We start from the raw sequence: 22,191 nt of genomic DNA, 5'->3' as shown, positions 1-22,191 counted from the left end.
AATGGATAAAAAAATTATCTATACACATTTTAAAAAAACACATATAGATAATTTTTGTTTCTGAAAAGTTCAGATTAGGCCTTTCTTACTAAAATTTATCTCTGCCCTAGCGTTCTGTTATCTAACACTAAACGTCCCACTTTCATGGGCTTCACCTTAACACCGTTAGCCAGCTTATCTAGCCCAGAAACCACTATTCTCTCTTCAGCCTCTAATGAACCAGCACTAACTATGTACTGCTTTTCTGTTCTTCCTTCGATACTGATTTCTTTTCTTACAACAGTGCTATCTGGTTTTAGAGCAAACACGAACTTCTTATCCTGAATAGAAGTAGTAGCTCCTTGAGGGACAAGGATGGCGCTAGGATAAATTTGCTCCATTATAATTTTACCGGTATTACCTGATCTCAGAAGGGTATCAGGATTATCAAACTTAGCTCTTAAACTAATTGAACCAGTAGATTTATCTATCTGACCTGAGTTAGCATCTATTACTCCAGATCTTTCATAAACAGATCCATCGGCGAGTACTAGTTTTACCTCTGTATTTAACTTTCTGGAAGTAGTATCTTTTTTCATTCTCTCATAGTACAGGTAGTCAGATTCACTCATAGAAAAGTAGACATAAACATCCTGTACATTTGATAAAACCGTTAAAGGTTCATCATCTGTCTTTTTAACTACGTTTCCGATCGATTTAGGAATTCTACCCATAAAGCCATTAACCGGGGCGTATATAGTAGTAAAATCTAGTTTTATACGCATGTTGGCAGCAAGTGCTTGAGCTCTGTCTAGGGAAGACTTAGCCACTTCGTAATCTGCCTGAGCCGTTTCCATACGCACTTTTGAGATAACTTCATTATCTATCAAAGGCCTTATTCTCTCAATTTCAGTTTTAGCCTTTCTTAATTTAGCCCTTTCCACTTGTACATTGGCCATGGCATTTTTATAATCCTCAACATAAGGCTGACTATTGATTTTAAATAAGGCCTGGCCTTTTTTAACAAAATCTCCTTCATCAACATAGATTTCCTCTAATATTCCATCTACCTGCGGTCGAATATCCACGTTATCAACACCTTCAATAGCTCCTAAATACTGAAAAGATTTAGCCGCTTTCTCCTCCTTTAATGTAATAACAGGAAGAGGTAGCCCATGATCTTTCTTTTCCTTCTCTCGGCAACTGACAAAGTTAAAAGCCACTAAAGCAACTAAACCGATTCGAAAAAACTTGTTGAAATTTATATACTTCTTACTAGTTCTATTTCTCATCAAATCAAAATTAATATTTACTGATCTCGCCAAATAAGCCAACAACTATACCATTGCATGTACTCGCAAGACAAACAATATGATAAAAACCTACTTATGAGGTATTTAATAAAAGAAATAAGTAGAAATATAATTCAACTTAAAAAAATCTATTAAACTGAAATGTAGTAAGAAGTGTGGAGTTTTTCAACACATTGTAAGTCATTGTGTGGGATTTTCCTACACTTTACAGAAAGAGAATGATATAGTATTTTGTAAATCTTAAGAAATCATAATAGATCCCTTAATAATTCAGAATCTATATGTGTTTAACTATTGTCAATTGAGGTTGACAGGATCTTATAATTACTATTTTGCAGTCCTACCTACCTAAACGTGGTAAAATCAGTTTATTGTATAACCTTATAAACTATATTAAAATTAACTGTTACCTCATCATCCGTTTTTAATACTCCAAAAACGGCCGTAGGTGGCTCTATTCCAAATTCACTCATTTTAAAGGCTATTTCACCCATAAATGTTACCTCATCAGTTGTCTTTTTCACTTCTACAGGAATCTCCATTATTTTAGAAGTACCCGCAACTGTAAGAGTGCCCGATGTAGAAAGTATTCCATCTTCCATGCCAATTATTTTTTTAAACTGATAAACTATCCACGGATGTTGCTTTGTATCAAGTGCTTCATACATATCTTTCTCCATTCCAGACTTCTCACTTTTTAAGGATTCACCTTTGAGTTTAAATGAAAGCGAATGAATTTCCACTTCACTATTCTTTACATTGATCTCAGCTTTACCAAAAACTTCATGAGCCGTTGCGTCCCAATCATGCATAGTAGAAGAACCTAGCACCTTTAGCTTAGATTTTTGATTATCCACTTCATACTTGCTTTGAGCTATAGAAGTATTAATTAGGGTTAGAACAATAACGACAGAAAGAATTACACGTTTAATCATGATTATAAAATTTTAAGCTATAACCTTAAAAACTTGAAATAGTTGCCTTATGATTAAATATTAACTTTAATTATAGATAGCATAATATTTTATATATCTAAAGAACCCAGCAGGCAATCATTAGCAGCTCTTAATCCTTCTTCATTCTCTGCTAAAATGACTAGCTTATCTTTCTCTTGTAGCTCCGTAGTACCTCTTGGAATGAGGTATGTGTCATCTCTTTTAATCATAGCAATAATAGCATTGGAAGGAAAGCCTAGCTCAACCAATTTCTTACCCGTAACCCTGCTCGAACCAGATATTTCTACTTCTTCCATTGTATTTTTTGGAAAGTCATAGACAAATCTCTCAGTAGCAGCAATTTCCTTCACTTTTTCTGGCGATACTACCTTCAGCCACTTGGCCACAACCCCTAACGAAGTACCCTGAATAAGCACAGATGTAACAGAAATAAAAAAAACCAAATTAAAGATCATATCAGCCTTTTCTACGCCGGCAAGCAAAGGATAGGTAGCAAAAACAATAGGAACGGCCCCTCTAAGCCCTACCCATGATATGTAAAATTTCCTTCTCAATTTCATCTTAAAAAAAGACATACTGATAAAAACACTTAAAGGGCGCGCCACAAAAATCAAAACGGCAGATATCAGTAAGCCAATTCCCATTACTGGTGATATTTGGGAAGGAAAAACCAAAAGTCCTAGCGTAAGAAACAGTACAATTTGCATGAGCCAGGCTAGTCCATCAAACATTTTAAGGATTGTCTTTTTCTGTATCAAATCCTGATTTCCCAGATAAACTGCACTAATATATATAGCTAAGAAACCATTCCCGCCAGCAAAATCAGTAGCTGAAAAGGTAATGAACATCAATACAATCACCAATACAGGATAAAGACCTTCAAAGTCTAGCCTGATTTTATTAATTATCCATTTAATGATACGGCCAAAACCAAAACCAGCAACAGCTCCCAAGATCATTTGCATAAAAAACATAGGGATAACTGACCACAGGCCCTTCTCTGGAGACTGCACCAAAGTCAAGAATGAAATAGTAAGTACATAAGCCATGGGATCATTACTCCCACTCTCCAGCTCCAGGGTAGGTCTTAGATTTTCTTTCAAAGACAAGCTCTTAGACCTGAGTATTGAGAAAACGGCAGCGGCATCAGTAGATGAAACAATAGAACCTAACAGTAAGCTTTCATAAATGGTGAAATCAGTAACCCACCATACAAACAAACCGATAGTGATTGCAGTAAGAAATACTCCTAACGTGGAAAGCATAATACCTTCCTTCAATACCGGTTTAATGGTTTTCCAATTGGTATCAAGGCCACCGGAAAACAGAATAAAATTTAGAGAAACTATACCTATGAATTGTGCAATATGCGGGTTATCAAAATTGATTCCCACCACGCCATCAGAGCCAGCAAGCATACCAACTGTCAAAAATAAAATCAACGTAGGAACCCCAAATTTATACGAGGTCTTTCCTGCAAAAATGCTTATTAATAAAAGTAGAGAGCCTACTAAAAGTATATTATCTATGTTTAACTGCATGTATCATATTGAAAACGGAAACAAATATAAAACGTTTTATTAAGCATTTGCTCACCGAGTCACCGCTACAGGTAAATGACTATTAGGATTGAAAAATAAATCATTATAGTATAAACAAAACATGACACACAACTAAGGGAATTACTTAGATTGAAATTCATAAAAAAAGGGATGTCCGCAAAAAACAAATAAATATTTTTAATATAATCCATTTTTTCAACCAAAATTAGTTAAATTCAGTATTAGAAATCGATTCCAACTTTCAAGATCACCTATACCGCCAAAATAATGTAAAATATAACCATTCAAATTATGGCATTTTCTTTAATTATTGATGACCGGTTACAGGAGTATAAGATGTTGGTACAAGCCGCAAAAGATGCCGGAATAAAAGATAACCTTCAATACATGCAAAACTTTAATGAGCTCAGAGAGCATTTAACCATGGGGCTCCCCGCTCCTAAGTTTATCTTCATTAGTTATGACATGCCTCTGTTAAAAGCTCATAGTTACCTCACTGCTATGAAAGAAATTCCGGCCCTATCTAAAACAAAATATGTGATTTACAGTGAAAGCATACCTCGCACTATTCAAATGATACCGATGCTTGGAGCTAATCACTTTTATTGCCAACCCAGCCGTGGAAAACATTATCAGGATATACTAAGCAGAATATTGTGCCATAAGGAAACACCATTTTTTGTAATGCCTTATCAGTACAGTTAAAGGTACAATAGAAAAGTCTTCGTGAGAATGGCTTTTATTTTTTTCAAACCATTTTCGTTGGTGGTTTTATATAGAAAAACCTGAAGACGTTTTAAGCTCTTCAGGTTTTTTCATTGGTCAAACTTGAAACAAGTAGTTAATCGTTATCTCTCCACAACTTGTAATTTTTGGCTTTGGGGCCCATATTTTTATTTCGTGAGCTTTTAGTCACTTCAATAGTTTCTTCTTTTGTCTCCGCTTTCCATATTTTCTGATTCTTGGCTATAGGCCCCTGAAGTTCATCTCCAAGTGTAGTCACGAGTGTCGCTTTAGGTGATTTGTCTTTCCAGACCTTATAATTTTTAGCTGCAGGTCCTTGTAAATCTTTTCTCTCCTTCTCTTGTGCGGCTGAGGTATTAGCGTACCCAAAAGCCAGCATCATCGTCATAATCATTAAATATTTCATAACTTTCACTCTTTTACTTATTAATACGTGGTCCGGGTGACCTCGCTGTTCAGTAAAAATTTGTAAATGTTAATCAGTATTTATACTGAGTGCTAAATCAAATCACATTTAGCTGCCTTTTTGATCATTTCAGCGCTATTTTGCACGTTCAGTTTTCTCATAATATTTACCCGATGTGTTTCTATCGTTCGGGCGCTCACATATAATTGGTTGGCGATCTCTTTAGTGGTATAGCCTTGTGCTACCAGACGTAGCACCTCTAGCTCTCGCTCTGAAAGGTTAGTTTCCTGATCTTGCTGCAGCGCCATATCAGTAACCATTAGCTGAGATACTTCTGCATTAAAATATTTCTTACCCAAGCCCACTGTCTTAATCGCCTCCACTAGCTCTGCCTGATCCACACTTTTAAGCAAATAGCCGTAGGCGCCATTTTTTACAGCTTTCACTACATATTGCCCATCTGCATGCATGGTTATTACCACACATTTAATGCTAACGTATTCCTCTTTCATCTGCTTGATAATGTCCAGACCATTTCCATCTGGCAGGGAAATGTCCATGAGCACAATATCTGGATCATACCCCTCTTTTAGCATTCGCATAAGTTCTATCTCACTACTGGCTTCTCCTATAATCTCAATATCATCAAATTGCTGCAAAATAGACCTCAATCCATCTCGAAACAGTTTATGATCATCGGTGATTATAACTTCTATCTTATTCATATTAGTGGGATTTCAATATCAATAGTAGTCCCCTTTTTATTGCTAGTAATTTCAAAAGAGCCATTAAGCAAAGCTACTCGCTCCGCCATGTTTTGCAAACCATGTCCCGTATGATTACCATCTGTATTAAAGCCCACACCATTGTCTGTTATAAACAAGGTTATCAAATCATCAAACTGAGTTATTGAGAGCCTTATTTCTGATGCTTTTGCATGTTTAATGGCATTATTTAAAGCCTCTTGGACTATACGATACAAAGAAATACTTATATCATCAGAAATATTCATAGGAGCGGTAAGCGCATTTTTATAATATATTGAAGCCTCCACCATTGGTCTAAGAAATTTAATCAAATTAGCGATGGCTTCTCCAATGCCAAAATCTTCAAGCACACTGGGCATTAGTCTATTAGACATTATTCTCACTTCACTAATAGTTTGATCTAACAAATCCAGCAGTTCTTTCTCCTTTTCACTAGACAGGTAAAGTGCCTGTATACGCAATCTCATGCTGGTAAGTAGAGGCCCTAAGCCATCATGAATCTCTTTAGCCAATCGCGAACGTTCCATTTCCTGACCTCTCAATAAGGAAAGCTGCTTTTCTGTGATCAGTTTTTCTTCCTGCTCACGATACTTCTTAAGTTGCTCTCGCATCTGTAACAATGATTTCCCAAGTTTATCTTCATTACTCAGCAACTTATACGCTACCCTAAAATTTCCATTTCCTATCATTTTAGCAAAAATTATAGTGCGCTCCATCGTTTCTACCAACTGCCCCAAGGCATGAAACATCTCCCCTATTTCATCATCTCTTGAAACCGTTTCACCAGAATGCTCCAGTACTCCCCTTGACATTTGCTGGAGCTGATTAGCCATAAGCAAGACAGGTTTCACTATTTTTCTGGCTACTAAAAAAGATATGAAAAACACTACAATGGAGGCAATAATAAAAACATATAAAATATTGGTATGCAATACTTTTAATGGAAGTAAAGCCTCATCATGATCAATTTCACTCAGTAATACCCACTGTAAACCAAACGCACTAATAGCCTCATAAGCGCTAAATACCTCCACTCCCCTATAATCTTCAAAAACCGCTGTTCCTTCACCTCCTGCCAATCCTTTTTTAACACCTTCTGTTTCAGCTTTTATAAGCAAAGGTTTTTTTTGAGGATAAAATCTGGATTGAGTTCTTAGCCTATAATCACCTCCTACAATATATGACTCTCCCGTTTCTCCAAGTCCTGTTCTTTCCATTAAAACCTGCTGTATCTCCGGTATCTGAATAATTGCCACTACATACTGTGAATCTAATTTAGTGGTGTAGGCTAGTGTAATAATACCTGAGGAATCCTGAACAGAAATATCATGTATAAGCACCTCTTCATTTTGAGGCTTTTTATCATTGAGTATATACTTTCCCACTTTATGGGGCCAGCTTTTAGAATACTCTATCTGTTGAAAAGACTCTTTTACCTCCTTTTTCTGTATAAAGAGTGAGAATTCCTGTGCCTTACGGGCCAAAGTTTCTCTCACTTGTACAATTTTGAGCATTTTAACAGATGAAAGCTGTAAAAACACACGTTCCTTCAGGGCAGCATCAAATTCAAAATAAAATATGGAAGTAAGAACTATCACTACGCCCATGCAAAGTGCTATAATGATTAAAGTTAACTTACTTCTTATTCCCATGCCTTTGTATAAAATTCACTAAATATATCTCTTATAAACTAATATAAAAGAATTGGCATAAGCATTACCTCCGATTCTATGAAGAATTTTATTTAATTAGCCATTAACTAACATCCAATTACCTATCGCATTTATGTAAACTGACTTACCTTTGAAAGATGAAAATTCTGCTTGTAGAAGATGATCAGAAATTAGGCGTATCCATACAAAAAGGACTTATAGAAGAAGGCTTTAATACAGAATGGATTACTGATGGTGTAGAAGCCAGAGAAAGGGTCTTTCAAGAACAATGGGACATTATCATCCTAGATGTAATGCTACCTGGCATTAATGGCATCCAGCTTTGTGAAATGATCCGCTTTAAAAAGAATAAGACTCCGATTATTATGCTCAGTGCTTTAGGAGAAACTGACGACAAAATAACTGCTCTGGACAAAGGAGCTGATGATTATATAGTAAAGCCTTTTCATTTCAAAGAGCTAGTTTCTCGTATTAATGCACTTCACCGCAGGTTTCACCAAAACCATGAGGAACCGAATGAAATCCTCACCTGCGACACCTTAACAGTAGATAAAAGTAAAAATAAAATCTACAGAGGAAGCGTATCTATTCAATTATCATCAAAAGAATATCAGCTTTTGTGCTGTCTTTTAGAAGAAAAGAACAAAGTGGTATCCCGTATAAGGATATTAGAAAGTGTATGGCACACCAATAAAGACACCTATACCAACATTATTGATGTTTACATTTCTTATTTAAGGAATAAAATAGATCTTCCTAATGAAAAAAAGCTCATAAAAACCATTAAAGGAAGAGGATACATGATTACTGATAGCGAATGAAAATTCAACATAAAATCATATTAATCACCTGTGCTATCTTTGGTTTCGTATTCGCATTTACCTCTATCACTACATACAAATCATTTATAAGATCATCAGAAAGCATCTTTTACAAAGATCTCTCAAGAACGGCACGTATCGCCGGCATGTTTTACTTAGAAAAAGATGAACTCAACAGGGTAAATTTCCGACCCATTCAGAACGCTTTTTATCAACTTAATCCTGAGCGAAAAATAAGCATTTATGATCAAAGCAAAACCACTGCTTTTAATACTGAAACTCAATTAGAAATTAACCCTGAGGTGCTGGAAATCATTAAAAAGAAGGCCTCTCATCAATTTTCTATTGGTGGAACTTACTATTATGGTCTGTTTTATAAAGATAATCAGGGCGACTTTGTGGTGATAGTAAGTGCGCAAAATGATTTAATAGAACAGCAAAAAAACTCTCTTCTAACCATATTGATTTCTGTCTTTTTTGCAGGCATGCTCATTATCACGGTGCTCACCTGGCAAATGGCTAAATACGCTTACAAGCCTGTCAGAAACATCATTCACCAGGTAAATACCCTAAATCTTAATTCTAAAGAACTACTACTTTCTTACTCAAAGACGAACGATGAACTGGAAAAACTCTTTGCGGCATTTAATAATTTGTTGAAAGAGATAAAAAATAGCTACTCACAGCAGAAAAACTTTGTAGATCATGCTTCTCATGAACTTAAAACACCATTAGCTTCCATTATCAACACACTAGAAGTGACTTTGCAAAGACCCAGAACTAATGATGAATACAAAGAAAATGCTGAAAATGCCTTGCATTCTGCACTAAGGTTAGAGCGCATTCTTAAAAACTTGCTTTTACTCTCTGGTATACAAAGAAATTTAAAAGATAAACATGAGGTAAGAGTAGATGAAACTATCTGGGAAATCATAGAAGATTTGTTTGCTAAATATCAGGATCGCTTTCAGGTGGAAATCAATATTTTACCTGACAAAATGCAGATCCTTTCTATTAAAGCCAATGAAACGCTACTTTATATGGCTTTATTTAATCTTATAGAAAATGCCGCTAAATTCTCTAACGATCAGGTTTTTATAAAACTATACGAGATCAACAACAAGCTAAAAATAGATATCAAAGACCAAGGTATCGGTATATCTCCTGAAGAGATAAAATTTCTTAAGCAGCCTTTTTACAGAGGTAAAAACACCGAAAAGATTGATGGCAACGGCTTGGGCTTCAGTATCGCTTACCACATATTGGAAGCTCATGAAATTTTCATAGAAATAAACAGCACTATTAAAAAAGGTACTACTATGACCTTATCCTTTTCTTAGAAAAACTCACCTGATTTTAATCTATTTTTAATGTAGCTTAAAATTTACCTTAATGTCTATCTGCTTCATTTGCACCAATTAAAAAATGAAAGCAGTGAAAAACATTATAATTACTTCTATTATCCTATTTACATCAGCCTTGTGCTATGCTCAGGAGAAAGAACTAACACTGAGCCAAGATGAAGCTGAGGCTCTTCTTTTGAAGAATAACTTGGGTCTGCTAGCAGAGCAACTCAATATAGATATAGCTGAAGCTGAAGTTATACAAACCAAAGTATGGCCCAACCCTACATTAACAATAGATGAAGTTAACCTTTGGAGCACGAGCTATCAAAAAAAAACGGGGGAAACTCTTCCATCACTATTCGGCAGCGAATCCTTTGGTAGGCAACGACAGATCAGTGCCCAGATAGTACAGCTGGTTCAACTAGCCGGAAAAAGAAAAAAGAGGATTGCCATAGAGCAGGTAAACAAAGAAATAGCTGATGCTTATCTTGAAGACTTTCTCCTGTCTCTCCGTACAGAATTCCGAGAAACTATTTTTGAATTTCAGTATAGCAAAGTTTATATAGACTTACTAGAACGACAGGTTTCATCCCTGGCTATGCTCATTAATTCTTATAAACAGCAATATGAAGAAGGAAATATAAATAAGGCTGATTTAATAAGGCTGAAGGCAACCCATATGGCTATGAAGGATGAGCTTATTGAAATTAACAAAAAGCTCAATCACCAGGAAGGCCAACTCATAGTAATGCTCAATCTGGATGATAGTACTGCATTATCTTTTACTGAGATTTTTGATGAATCTTTTAACTACGGTGTTAACCCTGAAGAGATAGAGGTTACCCGACTACAAGAGCTGGCACTAGAACATCAGCCATCTTTACTAATAGCTAGCCACCAGGTTAACAAAGCCAACAAACAGTATGCTTACGAAAAAGCGCTAAGAACACCAGACTTAACCCTTTCTGTAGGATATGACCGTGGAGGAAATATTATGCAGGACTTTGTAGGTGTAGGCTTTGCCCTAGATTTACCCATTTTTGATCGTAACAAAGGAGGCATTAAAAGAGCACAAGCCGAAATTGATCAGGCACAACTCATACAGCAAGAAGCGACTTTAAAAGTAAAAAGTGAGGTAAGGCAGAAGCTCAAAAACTTACAACAAATTGCCAGCTTCTTTGAAACCATTAACGCTTCTTATGTAAGTGACCTGGATAAATCTATGGCTGCTTACAACCAGTTTTTTAAAGATCAGACAGTAAATATGCTCAGTTATCTTGACTTTATGGAGGCTTACATAGATAACATGCACATCATATTCGAAAACCAAATGCAATATTTAACGGCTCTTGAAGAACTCAACTACATCACAGGCCTTAATCTACAGCATCGTCAAAAAAATTAAATCAAAAAGGATCATGAAGAGTCAATCAAAAAGGATTATATCATATTTTTTAATAGGTATTTGTATTGCACTAGCCTCTTGCACAGACACTACGCCAGACACCGCAGTAATAGAAGAGAAACCTTGCCTCACGGCCGAGGAAATACATCAACTAGTTCCGATTTCTTTAAAATCCGTTAACTACCAAATCACCTTAAACGGAAAGATAGATTACAACCCCAACAATGTACTACAATATGTAAGCCTTGTAGATGGAGTAATCACCAACACCTATGTTTCTCTAGGTGATAAAGTAAAAAAAGGACAAGTTTTGGCTACTATTAAAAGTACTGAGCTTAATGCTATGCAGGCTGAGCTGAAGCAACTACAAGCGCAGCTCAAAGTGGCTCAACGCGAATTACAGTCTACCGAAAGCTTTCACAAAAACGGCATATCCTCTGAAAAAGATCTGATCATGTCGCAAAGTGAGGTATCTCAAATAGAGTCTCAGATAGATAATTTAAGGACTAATCTAGAGCTATTTAGCCCAAAACCTCAAGCCGGTGTTTTCGAGATCAAAGCACCTGTTAATGGCTATATTGTAGCTAACCATATGGCATCAGGGCTGCAAATCAACGCCGGCTCAGAGCCACTTTTTACGGTATCAAACTTAGACGAAGTTTGGATTAATGCTAACGTGTATGCTAAAGACATCCCTCATGTAGAGGAAGGTATGCAAGTTACCATCACTGGTAATGCCTTTTCTGAAACCTCATTTACAGGAAAAATAAATAACATCTCTCAAGTTATAGATCCAGAAGAAAATGTAGTGAAAGCTAGAATCATCCTAAAAAATGAAGGTATGAAGCTTAAACCAGGATTAAACGTAAACATAGCAGCTCATAGAGAGCTGAATGAGAAAGCCCTTTGGTTGCCCAAAAACGCCGTAATATTTAATAATGACAGCTACCATGTGATAGTAGCCAAGGAAGGCAATCAATGTCAACTGGAAGTAAGAGGTATTACCATAAGCCACCAAGATACCAACGGGTACTTTATAGATGGAGGTTTGGAAGCTGGTGAAACAATTGTAGATCATGATGCCCTCTTATGGTATAACGCCTACGCATCTAAATAACAGATCATAATCATTAATCTGATTCCTTAAAAAAAATATTATGAAAAATTTCACCAATGGAATCGTATCCTTTGCGTTGCGCCATTCTATTATCGTATTTTTCCTCACTATACTATTAGCTATAGCCGGTATAATAAGCTACATCCACACTCCTATAGAAGCATTTCCTGATGTAACTAATACCAGAGCAAGGATTATTACCCAGTGGCCTGGCCGTAGTGCAGAGGAAATAGAGAAGTTCATTACTTTACCAATTATGAAGTCAATGAACACTATTCCTAAAAAGTCTAGTGTCCGATCTATTTCATTGTTTGGCCTATCTGTGGTTACCGTTATTTTTGATGATGAAGTAGACGATTTTTATGCTCAGCAATATGCCTCTAACCGCTTACAGGGTGTAGATATGCCTGAAGGTGCTGATGCGGAAATAGATCCGCCATATGGTGCCACCGGGGAGATTTTTAGATATATAATAGAAAGTAATCGCCCAATTAAAGAGCTTACAGCTATCCAGGAATGGACGATAGAGCGGGAACTACTAGCTGTAGCTGGCATCTCAGACGTACAAAGTTTTGGTGGTGAAGAAAAGACCTATCAAATACAAGTTGATCCTGTAGCCTTAAAGCAATATGAATTTTCTCCGCTTGATGTTTACGAAGCTATTTCAAAAAGCAACATAAACGTAGGTGGTGATATAATTGAAAAAGGAACACAAGCCTATGTGGTTCGTGGTGTGGGGCTTCTTACTTCTATCAGTGATATAGAGAATACACTTATAAATGTAAGAGGAGAAGTGCCGGTATTAGTTAAAGACATTGCCACTGTAAAGAAAACGGCTAAACCACGACTCGGCCAGGTAAGTCTTGACGATAATGAGGATGTAGTAGAAGGCATAGTGGTAATGCTTAGAGGTGAAAACCCAGCAGCCGTAATAGAAAGACTGAAAGAAAAAATAGATCAGCTCAACAATGAAATTTTACCTTCTGATGTAAAAATTAAACCCTTTATTGACAGAACAGAACTGGTAAATACTACCGTTAAAACGGTGAGTAAAAACCTCATGGAAGGTATCATTTTGGTTTCTGTGATAGTGCTTATTTTTCTATTTAATTGGAGAACCACCATTACCGTGGCATTGGTAATACCATTATCTTTTTTATTCAGCATTACTTTACTAAGAATACAAGGGTTGCCTGCTAACCTTATCTCTATGGGAGCTCTTGATTTTGGGCTTCTTCTAGAAGGTACACTGGTTATTGTAGAAACCGTTTATGTGAGGCTCGAGGAAAAATCCACTCAGTATGGATTAACAAAATTCAACAAGCTGATAAAATCAGGAACTATTAAAAGTAGCATCAGTAAAGTAGCTCCACACATTTTCTTTTCTCAGCTGATATTGATCATTGCCCTCTTCCCTATCTTCTCTTTTCAAAAGGTAGAAGGAAAAATGTTCACTCCACTGGCTTATACACTAGGTTATGCACTGCTTGGCTCTTTAATACTCAGCCTTACTTTTGTGCCTGCCATGTGTAAAGTGATGCTACAGAAGAATGTAAAACCGATCAATAACCCAGTGGTCAATTTCTTCAGAGAGAATATTTATAAACTCTTTAAGTGGACTACCAGACACATGAAGCTTACACTAGCCACATTTGCGGCCATATTCATTGCCTGTATAGTTCACTTTATGAATTATGGTACAGAGTTTATTCCTCAGCTTAATGAAGGGGCCGTATATGTAAGAGCTACTTTGCCTAACAGTGTGAGTTTAAAGGAATCTGTAAAAAAAGGGAAAGAAATTAAGAAAAAGCTTAGGGAGTTTGATGAAGTGAAATTTGTACTGAACCAAACTGGTAGACCTAACGACGGAACTGACCCAACCGGATTTTTCAATAATGAGTTTCATATAGAACTACGGCCGCAGGATGAATGGGCAAGAGATGAAACCAAAGAAGAACTGCTTAGCAGAATGAAAGACAGCCTGCAGGTTTTCCCTGGAATCAATTTTGGGTTTAGCCAACCTATTCAGGATAACGTAGAAGAATTTGTGGCAGGAGTAAAAAGCTCTTTGGTAGTAAAAATATTTGGCGATGACCTATATAAAATGGAAGATCAGGCCAATGAAGTAGCTGAAGTTTTAAAAACGGTTCATGGCATTGCAGACATAAAAGTATACAATAACATTGGCCTCCCTGAACTCAGAATTCAGCTCAATGAAGCGAAAATGGCTCAATATGGAGTGAATACAGAAGATGCTCAAACCGTAGTAGAAATGGCCATTGGAGGAAAAACAGCGTCTTATTTCTATGAAGATGAAAGAAAATTTGACATTCAGATACGTTTTGATGAAATCTACCGTAATGACGAAGTTTCTATAGGGAATATACTCATACCTACCCTAACCGACAAAGAGATACAACTGAAAGAAATAGCAGATATCAGTTTTAAAACAGGCCCTGCATTTATATATAGAGATGGTAGCAGCCGCTACACTGCGGTTGGTTTTAGTATTGAAGGCCGAGATTTGGGTAGTACTATTGCTGAGGCTCAGAAAAAAGTGAATGAGCAACTTCATTTCCCTAAAAACAACCGTTTGGAATGGGCTGGTGAGTTTGAAAGTAAGGAAAGAGCTACTAAGCAGTTAACTCTTATTGTACCTGCGGCTCTTTTACTCATTGTATTCTTACTTTACATGAATTTTGGCAATGTGAAGGATATGCTCATAGCCATATCTACCGTTACCTTCGCTTTTTTAGGCGGTTTTGTATCGCTTTGGCTTACAGGTACCATCTTCGGCATATCTGCAGGTATAGGTTTTATCATCCTCTTTGGAGTATGTACCATTGATGGTATTATACTGGTGGCCGTAATGAAAGAAAACTTACAAGCTAAAATGCCATTAAAAGAGGCTATTTCAGAAGGAGTTTACAGCCGTATCAGACCTGTAGTAATGATAGCACTAATGGGATCTCTTGGACTCCTGCCGGCTGCCTTGTCTAACGGAATGGGTTCTGAAGTACAAAAACCTCTGGCCATTATGATCTGTGGTGGGCTAATCATCTGTATGCTATTATCATTTACAGTTTTGCCACAGCTCTTCTATCTGGCTTATAGAAAAGAAGATAAATACGATAACCTTGCTGGTTGATTCGTTAAAGACTGCCTCACTTAATAGAGGCGGTCTTTTCTTTTTTCTAAGGTATTCTGAAACTTAAACTACCACTCCAAATAGCGTTTCATGGCTTCGAAGAAATAGTAATCAGCGTAAGTAAGCGGCACGTCCACCTCAGTACCCTGATCAAAATGACCAACGCTATGCTTAAGCACAAAACCTCCATTAGTACAAATCTCCGCTTTATATTCTGGAGAAGATAATGTTTCTATTATAGTTTTAGCTGCAGCTTTATACTTATCTGCACTCTCTTGATCAACATATTTAGCTAATTCTAAAAATGCAGAACCCATAACGGCTCCAGCAGAAGCATCTCTCTTGGCGTTGGGTATATTAGGAACATCATAATCCCAATAAGGAATTTTGTCTTCAGGCAAATTAGGATGGTTCAAAATAAAATTGGCGATATGTTCTGCTTGCTTCAGGTATTTCTCGTCATGAGTAAAACGATAAACTACAGTATAACCATATAACCCCCAGCTTTGCCCACGAGCCCAGGCAGAAGAATCAGCATAGCCTTGAGCGGTTCTTTTTTCTTTGACTTCTCCTGTTTGTGAGTCATAATTTAAAACATGATAAGAGCTATAGTCTGGTCTAAAGTGATTTTCCATAGTAGTATTAGCATGCGTTACCGCAATATCATAATAAGTAGAATCTCCTGTTTCTTGAGTAGCCCAAAAAAGCAGTTCCAGATTCATCATATTATCTATAATCACCAAAAAATCTTCTTTTTTGGAATCCCATGACTTTATACAAGCCGTTTTTTCGCTAAACCGAGATGAAAGTGACTTAGCACTATTCAATAATATCTCCTTGTATTCTGGTTTGGGATCTATTGTCTGCATATTACCAAAGCTGCAATACATCATAAAGCCAAGGTCATGAGTAGTAGTGTTATATTGCTCCTTTTTTAGAATTTCCAGGATCCGCTTAGTTTCCATAAGCAAGCTGTCATCCTTGGTCTGCTCATAAAGATATATTAGAGAACCTGGATAAAACCCACTACACCACCAGCCACTGCCACTGGTTTTAAATTCTCCATTTTCAAATGTCTTAGGAAAAACTCCGTCAGGTAGTTTCTTCATCATATACTTATATTGAGAAGCTCCATCTTCAAAGTTCTCACGACTCATTTCGGCTAATTTATCAGGAGTACAAGCGTTAAAAAATAAAAATACAGTAATTAAAAAAGTGAAAGTAGTTTTCATTATTGGTTGAGGTTATGATTATTTCCTATTCTTCAAATCTAGGTAAGGCTTAAAATCGAGTACATAAACCATGGACGGTTCCTGCTCAGAAAGGCCTTCTCCATCTACCTGCTCTACATTTTGAACAAAGAGACTGAGTATTTGATAATCTCTCCAAAGCTCTGAATCATATGTAGGCTCCCAATCGCCCAGACTCTTATTCCATAGATCTATCGAAAACCAGTCTCCTCTCGGAAATTCAGGGTTAATATAAACAGAAGCCTTATTACCATTGGCCTGATCTCTGTATATTAGCATCCCAAAAGGCACTCCATCATAATTACCATACAAAATCTGGGGTCTGGAAATAGGTATTTTCTTGGTTCCTCCACCACCTAAATCAAAGCCTTCTTTTCTTTTTGATACGGCTGAACAATGCCAGCTACCATCAAAATATATCACTTGATATTGTTGTATCTCGGTCTTTCTATCTTTAAAATAAGTAGCCACAATGGGATTTCCTTTTGCATCTACAGTCATCGAAGTCTGATTGATTAAACCGCTATTTTGAGGTATTTTATAAATGATTTCTGCATTTGCTTGGTTAATTGGCAATTGATAAACTTTGCCTTTAGAATCTTCCCAGGTTTTACCTCCATCTCTAGATCTCGCATAGCACATATCATGATTAGTGGCCACATCCCAGGTTTCTCTCCACACCCAAGAAAGATGAATTACTCCTTTATTATCTACGATGGCCTGCCAGTAAGCATTCCTCTCATTTTCACCATCGATAAGATTTCTTTGAAGGCCCTCCCATCTTTTTTGTTTTAAATTGTATCTTTTAAGTACTAAATTACCACTCCCAGATTCTCCATTCCTATATAAGAAAGTTAAATCACCGGAAGGCATTTTATAAAATTCTGGATAAGTAACATAGTCCTCGTCTTGCTCGGTCATGCTCATAGCTGCTCCTAGGTCTAGCGACAAGGGAGCATTACTCACGGCATAATGTAGTTGATTATTATGTTGGTCCCACGCTACATGAAGGTAACCATCGCCATCTACTATGATATTGATAGTGTTGTGAGCATCTTGTGCATTTCCAAAATACTGAGTTTTCCTGAATTCCCACTGCCTGTTGCCAAGCTTACGTTTAGCCAATACCACAGACCGATCCTCATAATAATAAGCGGCAAACTGATATTCTCCGTAAGTCACTAGCGAGTTCTTTCGAAAGATAACGGCATTAACTGAGTTCTTTGACCAGGCCTTAGATATGTTAGAATAACTGGTCTGTGAAAAAGATTGAAATGAAATACAGAAAAAGACAGTGAAAGCCAAATAAGATTTCATTTCATGAATCTAGCAAAAAAAAGAAAAATCACACCCCTTAGGAATGTGATTTTAATTATCATTTTTATAAAATCTTAGTTTACTCCACTACTACTAAGAGCTCTAGAGTCTCTAAGCTGCTGTAGTTGCTCTTTCATTATTCGTTCCTGAGTTTTCTCCAAAGTAATATCGTAAGCTACTTTTAACACTTTTACCGGCACCCCTTCATTATTCAATATTGGGCTATACATTCCTTTGATCCATACTTGTGAGCCTCCACGTCTTATTCTTTTAAATTCTCCATTAAAAGACTCTCCTGCCGCGAGTCTACTCCAAAATGCTTTGTAATCCTCTCCGTCCCTTTCTTTGGCTTCAACTAGCATACTATGGTGTTTTCCTAAAAGCTCGCTTTTTTCATACCCCATAAGGTCAAGAAAGTTTTGGTTAGCACCTTGTATAGTGCCATCCATAGTAAACTCTACCGTAGCCATGGTAGCATTAATAACCCTTAGCTGCTCGGACATTTCATTGGCTATCTTAGCCATATATTTTCCTTGATTCTTTTCTTTGGTTATATCATATGCATATTTCACTACTCTTATCGGTTCTCCATTGGTATTTAAAACCGGGCTGTATATACCTTTTATCCAAATTTCTTTACCTTTTTTACTTATTCTCTTAAACTCTCCTGTAAAAGCTTCTCCCTTTGATAATTTAGACCAGAAGCTTGCATAAGAATCGCTTGTAGAATCTTCATAGCTCACTAGCATTCTATGATGATTGCCCACCAACTCTTCTTTAGTATAACCTACCAAATTAATGAATTTTTCATTCGCATCTCTAATTACTCCTTTTAAGTCAAACTCTACAATACCTAGTGTTGTATTTACTGCTTTTATCTGTTCCGACATTTCTCCTGAAACGCGTTCCATTTCTTCTTGAGTTGCCTTTAGTTCTTCCACATGGTGTCTCAAATCTTCTTCATGAGATTTGAGCATTTCAGATTGCTCTCGACTAGATTGTAGTAATGCACGTGTTGTTTCACTATTTTTAGCAGCAGAGAGAGTTCCGGCTATATTCTCTCCCACCTTCTCTAAAAAGTCTATCTGATAATTTTCAAATTCAGAAAACGACGCTAATTCAATGACTCCATAAATCTCTTCGTTAATTTTTAGCGGAACTATGATTACTTCCGAAGGTACTGCATCCCCTACGCCTGAAGTAATATTCATATAGTCTTGAGGCACATCTTTCAAAAGGATTTTATCGCCCTCTAACCAACACTGCCCTACAAGACCTTCTTTACGGTATATTTTCCTCTTTATATATTTTTTTCTATCATAAGCATAAGATGCCTTCAATTCCATATACTGATCACTCTCTTCTTCTTCAACTACAAAAAGAGCACCTTGATTAGCCTTTAAATACCTTACAAGATTACTTACTATATCATTTGCAACTTCCTCAAGATTATCTCTATTTCTTAGCAACTCAGAAAATTTGGCAAGACCAGAGTTAATCCAATTCCTTTTTTCATCTTCTTGTTTGCCGGCATAAAGCTGATCTTTCATTTTCACTAAAGTGGAGGCAAAAGAATCATCATCGCTCACCTCCAAAGCCGTACTAAAGTCACCAGAAGCTATTGATTCCACGAAATTAGTGAGATTATTAATACGTTCATTTTCGTTTTGAAGCTTTAATTCATTCATCTCTCTTGCAACTTCTATTCGGTTTTGCACCTTATAGGTGAGTACACCCAGCAATGACACCACCAGCAAAATAGCTGCAATACATATTAAAGATAGTAACTTGAGATCTGCAACATCATTTTCTGTTTTCTCCTGTACATGGGCTATCAAACTTTCCAGATCTATCTCTAGCAAATCATAAGTCTCATTAAAAGCAGATTTAACAGTAGTTTTCTTATTACTAACCCTTTTTTCCGCTAATGACTTTAACCTATTAATGGCACTAATACTCTGATTAATAAGCTGATCTACTTTCTTATCTTCCAAACCATGGAATTTACCTAATTCACTATCCTCAGCATTCTTTGCTTGATTCAATAATTTATCTGCCTGTGAAAAACCGGCAAAAACATCTTTTTGAAGATCAACAGCCATAGTACCTGATAAATGCTCTTCTAAATGCAAGTGAGACTTAGTGATTAACCCCTCCACTTCGTCACCGAGCACCGTATAAGGCATATATTCTTCATAAGTGCGTATAATCCTCTGCTGCACAAAAAACACCATAGCTGCCACCAACACTCCGGCGAGTGCTATTGAAGAAGTGACTAATATTGAAGTTCTAATTTTCATAATTTCCTTCGTTAGTAAAAAAATGCCTCTTTTCATGATTAATCTGAAACAGCCAAGCAAAATCCAATTCTATTCAATCGCTTCGGTTACTGTTAAACCATATCAACTTCTTGTTGATGTAATAAACAGAATTTGTTTACATGATTTATAATCATATAATTTTATTATGAATTATCGTGCCATGACCAAAAAGTGCCTAAAATGACATAAGCATCATTTTCTTAGTTGCAGAAATCTTCGGGAAGGAAATTATTCCAATTTATGGATGTGCGTTTTTATTCATAAAAACCACACTTCTGAGCAACTTTCACATTTATAGTTGGTTTATATTTCATTGTTTTGGGCACTTTCATAAATTCGCCCTACTAAAGTTTTAAAATTGATTCTTATGTTTCCAAATATTACACCCACAAGAACAGAAGCCTGGAAGAAACTGGAAAAACATTTTTCAGAGATAAAACAGGTACACATGAAAGACCTTTTTAAAGAAGATGCGGAAAGGTTCAATAAGTTCAACTTGCAATTTGAAGATATCCTGTTCGACTTTTCAAAAAACAGAATTAATCAGGAAACATTTGACCTTTTAATCTCGCTTGCCAAAGAAACAAAGCTACAGGAAGCGATTGACGGCATGTTTTCAGGTGAACTTATCAATAAAACAGAAAAGCGCGCGGTACTACATACAGCCCTACGCAATAGATCTAACACGCCTATAAAAGTAGATGGTGCTGATGTGATGCCTGATGTTAATAAAGTTTTAAAGCAAATAGAAACTTTTTCTAACGCCATTATCAGTGGTGAATGGAAAGGATACTCAGGAAAAAACATCACCACCATTGTTAATATTGGAATTGGAGGTTCTGATTTAGGCCCAGTAATGGTTACAGAAGCCTTAAAACCATATAAAAAAGAGAATATAGACACTTACTTTGTATCTAACGTAGATGCTACTCACATAGCCGAAACTTTAAAAAAGGCAGATCCTGAGACCACACTATTCATGATTGCCTCCAAAACATTTACCACTCAGGAAACTATGACTAATGCTCATAGTGCCAGAGATTGGTTCTTAGAGAAAGCTAAAGATGTGGATCATGTAAAGAAACACTTTGTAGCTATTTCTACTAATGCTGAGGCTGTAGCAGAATTTGGAATAGACACACAGAATATGTTTGAGTTCTGGGATTGGGTTGGCGGAAGATACTCTTTATGGTCTGCAATAGGTTTATCAATAGCTTGCACTATTGGCTATAAAAACTTTGAAGAATTATTGGAAGGTGCCCATGCCATGGATAATCACTTAAAGTCAACACCTTTTGAGGAAAATATACCTGTAATACTGGGTTTACTAGGAATTTGGTATAACAACTTCTTCGGAGCTCAATCTAATGCTTTATTGCCGTATGATCAATACATGCATCGTTTTGCTGCCTATTTCCAGCAAGGAGATATGGAGAGTAACGGTAAGTCTGTAGATAGAAATGGAGAACCTGTAGACTATCAAACAGGTCCAATCATTTGGGGAGAACCTGGTACTAATGGTCAGCATGCATTTTATCAGCTTATCCATCAGGGTACTAAGCTTATTCCTTGCGACTTTCTGGCCCCTGCTATAAGCTATAATCCATTAGGAGATCATCACGATAAGCTCATGGCCAACTTCTTTGCTCAAACAGAGGCTTTGATGAATGGTAAAACTAAAGAAGAAGTACTTGAAGAGCTTGGCAGCCTAAGCGAAGAAGAAAAAGCCTTCTTGCCTGCATTCAAGGAATTTTCTGGAAATAGGCCTACTAACTCATTCTTGTTTAAGCAACTTACTCCTAAAACACTAGGTAGCCTTATTGCCATGTACGAACATAAAATATTCGTTCAGGGAGTAATCTGGAATATCTTCAGTTTTGACCAATGGGGTGTAGAGCTAGGCAAGCAATTGGCTAAGAAAATCTTACCTGAGCTGGAAGCTGAAGGAGAAGTAACTTCTCACGACAGCTCTACTAATGGCTTAATTAATAAGTATAAAGCCTTGAAAAAGTAATAGCTTTTAAATCAAAAAAGGCCGCTTTCTTTAAATCAGAAACGGCCTTTTC

Annotated in this window: 16 protein-coding genes; 7 read left to right on the top strand and 9 right to left on the bottom strand. The window is 36.6% G+C overall.

Features of this window, described 5'->3' with window-relative positions; translation table 11 throughout:
• Positions 1-95: 95 nt before the first annotated feature.
• The 3 genes from JL102_RS18885 to JL102_RS18875 all read right to left on the bottom strand — a co-directional run bounded on the left by JL102_RS18885 (position 96) and on the right by JL102_RS18875 (position 3,789).
• The gene (locus JL102_RS18885) at positions 96-1,271 is read right to left on the bottom strand and encodes an efflux RND transporter periplasmic adaptor subunit (protein ID WP_202246019.1); all 1,176 of its coding nucleotides are present in this window, start codon (positions 1,269-1,271) and stop codon (positions 96-98) included.
• A gap of 389 nt (positions 1,272-1,660) precedes the next feature.
• Positions 1,661-2,227: a YceI family protein gene (locus JL102_RS18880; protein WP_202246018.1), complete on the bottom strand. Its 567-nt coding sequence runs from the start codon at positions 2,225-2,227 to the stop codon at positions 1,661-1,663.
• Positions 2,228-2,316: 89 nt separating this feature from the next.
• Positions 2,317-3,789, bottom strand: coding sequence for a potassium/proton antiporter (locus tag JL102_RS18875; RefSeq protein ID WP_202246017.1), 1,473 nt, complete (start codon positions 3,787-3,789; stop codon positions 2,317-2,319).
• A 312-nt stretch (positions 3,790-4,101) separates the two neighbouring features.
• Here JL102_RS18875 and JL102_RS18870 point away from each other — a divergent pair, with 312 nt between their 5' ends.
• Positions 4,102-4,515 carry a hypothetical protein gene (locus tag JL102_RS18870; protein WP_202246016.1) on the top strand — a complete coding sequence of 138 codons (414 nt, stop codon included), beginning with the start codon at positions 4,102-4,104 and terminating at the stop codon, positions 4,513-4,515.
• 136 nt (positions 4,516-4,651) lie between these two features.
• Here JL102_RS18870 and JL102_RS18865 read toward each other — a convergent pair whose 3' ends face one another.
• The 3 genes from JL102_RS18865 to JL102_RS18855 all read right to left on the bottom strand — a co-directional run bounded on the left by JL102_RS18865 (position 4,652) and on the right by JL102_RS18855 (position 7,379).
• Positions 4,652-4,960: a hypothetical protein gene (locus JL102_RS18865; RefSeq protein WP_202246015.1), complete on the bottom strand. Its 309-nt coding sequence runs from the start codon at positions 4,958-4,960 to the stop codon at positions 4,652-4,654.
• Positions 4,961-5,052: 92 nt separating this feature from the next.
• A complete protein-coding gene (locus tag JL102_RS18860; RefSeq protein WP_202246014.1) occupies positions 5,053-5,685 on the bottom strand; it encodes a response regulator in 633 nt (210 codons plus the stop codon).
• A complete protein-coding gene (locus tag JL102_RS18855) occupies positions 5,682-7,379 on the bottom strand; it encodes a sensor histidine kinase (protein ID WP_202246013.1) in 1,698 nt (565 codons plus the stop codon). Before JL102_RS18855 ends, JL102_RS18860 begins: the two co-directional genes overlap by 4 nt.
• A 158-nt stretch (positions 7,380-7,537) precedes the next feature.
• On the opposite strand from JL102_RS18855, the gene JL102_RS18850 reads away from it, so the two are divergent.
• From JL102_RS18850 to JL102_RS18830, 5 genes are all read left to right on the top strand, one after another.
• Entirely contained in the window at positions 7,538-8,221 is a 684-nt protein-coding gene (locus tag JL102_RS18850; protein ID WP_202246012.1) for a response regulator transcription factor, read from the top strand.
• A complete protein-coding gene (locus JL102_RS18845) occupies positions 8,218-9,561 on the top strand; it encodes a sensor histidine kinase (RefSeq protein WP_202246011.1) in 1,344 nt (447 codons plus the stop codon). The genes JL102_RS18850 and JL102_RS18845 overlap by 4 nt, the downstream gene beginning before the upstream one ends.
• 85 nt (positions 9,562-9,646) lie before the next feature.
• Complete coding sequence (locus JL102_RS18840; RefSeq protein ID WP_202246010.1) at positions 9,647-10,972, top strand: TolC family protein; 1,326 nt, start codon at positions 9,647-9,649, stop codon at positions 10,970-10,972.
• Positions 10,973-10,985: 13 nt separating this feature from the next.
• Positions 10,986-12,089, top strand: coding sequence for an efflux RND transporter periplasmic adaptor subunit (locus JL102_RS18835; protein ID WP_202246009.1), 1,104 nt, complete (start codon positions 10,986-10,988; stop codon positions 12,087-12,089).
• Between the two features lie 40 nt (positions 12,090-12,129).
• The gene (locus JL102_RS18830; RefSeq protein WP_202246008.1) at positions 12,130-15,237 is read left to right on the top strand and encodes an efflux RND transporter permease subunit; all 3,108 of its coding nucleotides are present in this window, start codon (positions 12,130-12,132) and stop codon (positions 15,235-15,237) included.
• A gap of 68 nt (positions 15,238-15,305) precedes the next feature.
• Here the strand turns inward: JL102_RS18830 and JL102_RS18825 are convergent, their stop codons facing one another.
• The 3 genes from JL102_RS18825 to JL102_RS18815 form a co-directional block, all read right to left on the bottom strand.
• Positions 15,306-16,469 (bottom strand): glycoside hydrolase family 88 protein, encoded by a 1,164-nt coding sequence (locus tag JL102_RS18825; RefSeq protein ID WP_202246007.1) that lies wholly within the window; start codon positions 16,467-16,469, stop codon positions 15,306-15,308.
• An 18-nt stretch (positions 16,470-16,487) separates the two neighbouring features.
• Positions 16,488-17,804, bottom strand: a complete 1,317-nt coding sequence (locus JL102_RS18820; RefSeq protein ID WP_202246006.1) for a BNR repeat-containing protein — start codon at positions 17,802-17,804, stop codon at positions 16,488-16,490.
• 74 nt (positions 17,805-17,878) lie between these two features.
• A complete protein-coding gene (locus JL102_RS18815; RefSeq protein ID WP_202246005.1) occupies positions 17,879-20,104 on the bottom strand; it encodes a PAS domain S-box protein in 2,226 nt (741 codons plus the stop codon).
• Positions 20,105-20,492: 388 nt separating this feature from the next.
• Between JL102_RS18815 and pgi the strand changes: the two genes are divergently transcribed.
• Positions 20,493-22,139, top strand: coding sequence for a glucose-6-phosphate isomerase (gene pgi / locus JL102_RS18810; RefSeq protein ID WP_202246004.1), 1,647 nt, complete (start codon positions 20,493-20,495; stop codon positions 22,137-22,139).
• The last annotated feature ends 52 nt before the right edge of the window (positions 22,140-22,191 follow it).

It is taken from the genome of Fulvivirga sediminis (assembly GCF_016757215.1).
GTDB lineage: Bacteria > Bacteroidota > Bacteroidia > Cytophagales > Cyclobacteriaceae > Fulvivirga > Fulvivirga sediminis.
Note: the sequence above shows the minus strand (reverse complement) of the source record. Positions and strands in the feature narration are given on the sequence as shown.

What these genes read in the sequence shown, in the direction of transcription:
- JL102_RS18885 (WP_202246019.1), bottom strand. Translation starts at nt 1,271, where the DNA reads ATGAGAAATAGAACTAGTAAGAAGTATATAAATTTCAACAAGTTTTTT.
- JL102_RS18880 (WP_202246018.1), bottom strand. Translation starts at nt 2,227, where the DNA reads ATGATTAAACGTGTAATTCTTTCTGTCGTTATTGTTCTAACCCTAATT.
- JL102_RS18875 (WP_202246017.1), bottom strand. Translation starts at nt 3,789, where the DNA reads ATGCAGTTAAACATAGATAATATACTTTTAGTAGGCTCTCTACTTTTA.
- JL102_RS18870 (WP_202246016.1), top strand. Translation starts at nt 4,102, where the DNA reads ATGGCATTTTCTTTAATTATTGATGACCGGTTACAGGAGTATAAGATG.
- JL102_RS18865 (WP_202246015.1), bottom strand. Translation starts at nt 4,960, where the DNA reads ATGAAATATTTAATGATTATGACGATGATGCTGGCTTTTGGGTACGCT.
- JL102_RS18860 (WP_202246014.1), bottom strand. Translation starts at nt 5,685, where the DNA reads ATGAATAAGATAGAAGTTATAATCACCGATGATCATAAACTGTTTCGA.
- JL102_RS18855 (WP_202246013.1), bottom strand. Translation starts at nt 7,379, where the DNA reads ATGGGAATAAGAAGTAAGTTAACTTTAATCATTATAGCACTTTGCATG.
- JL102_RS18850 (WP_202246012.1), top strand. Translation starts at nt 7,538, where the DNA reads ATGAAAATTCTGCTTGTAGAAGATGATCAGAAATTAGGCGTATCCATA.
- JL102_RS18845 (WP_202246011.1), top strand. Translation starts at nt 8,218, where the DNA reads ATGAAAATTCAACATAAAATCATATTAATCACCTGTGCTATCTTTGGT.
- JL102_RS18840 (WP_202246010.1), top strand. Translation starts at nt 9,647, where the DNA reads ATGAAAGCAGTGAAAAACATTATAATTACTTCTATTATCCTATTTACA.
- JL102_RS18835 (WP_202246009.1), top strand. Translation starts at nt 10,986, where the DNA reads ATGAAGAGTCAATCAAAAAGGATTATATCATATTTTTTAATAGGTATT.
- JL102_RS18830 (WP_202246008.1), top strand. Translation starts at nt 12,130, where the DNA reads ATGAAAAATTTCACCAATGGAATCGTATCCTTTGCGTTGCGCCATTCT.
- JL102_RS18825 (WP_202246007.1), bottom strand. Translation starts at nt 16,469, where the DNA reads ATGAAAACTACTTTCACTTTTTTAATTACTGTATTTTTATTTTTTAAC.
- JL102_RS18820 (WP_202246006.1), bottom strand. Translation starts at nt 17,804, where the DNA reads ATGAAATCTTATTTGGCTTTCACTGTCTTTTTCTGTATTTCATTTCAA.
- JL102_RS18815 (WP_202246005.1), bottom strand. Translation starts at nt 20,104, where the DNA reads ATGAAAATTAGAACTTCAATATTAGTCACTTCTTCAATAGCACTCGCC.
- pgi (WP_202246004.1), top strand. Translation starts at nt 20,493, where the DNA reads ATGTTTCCAAATATTACACCCACAAGAACAGAAGCCTGGAAGAAACTG.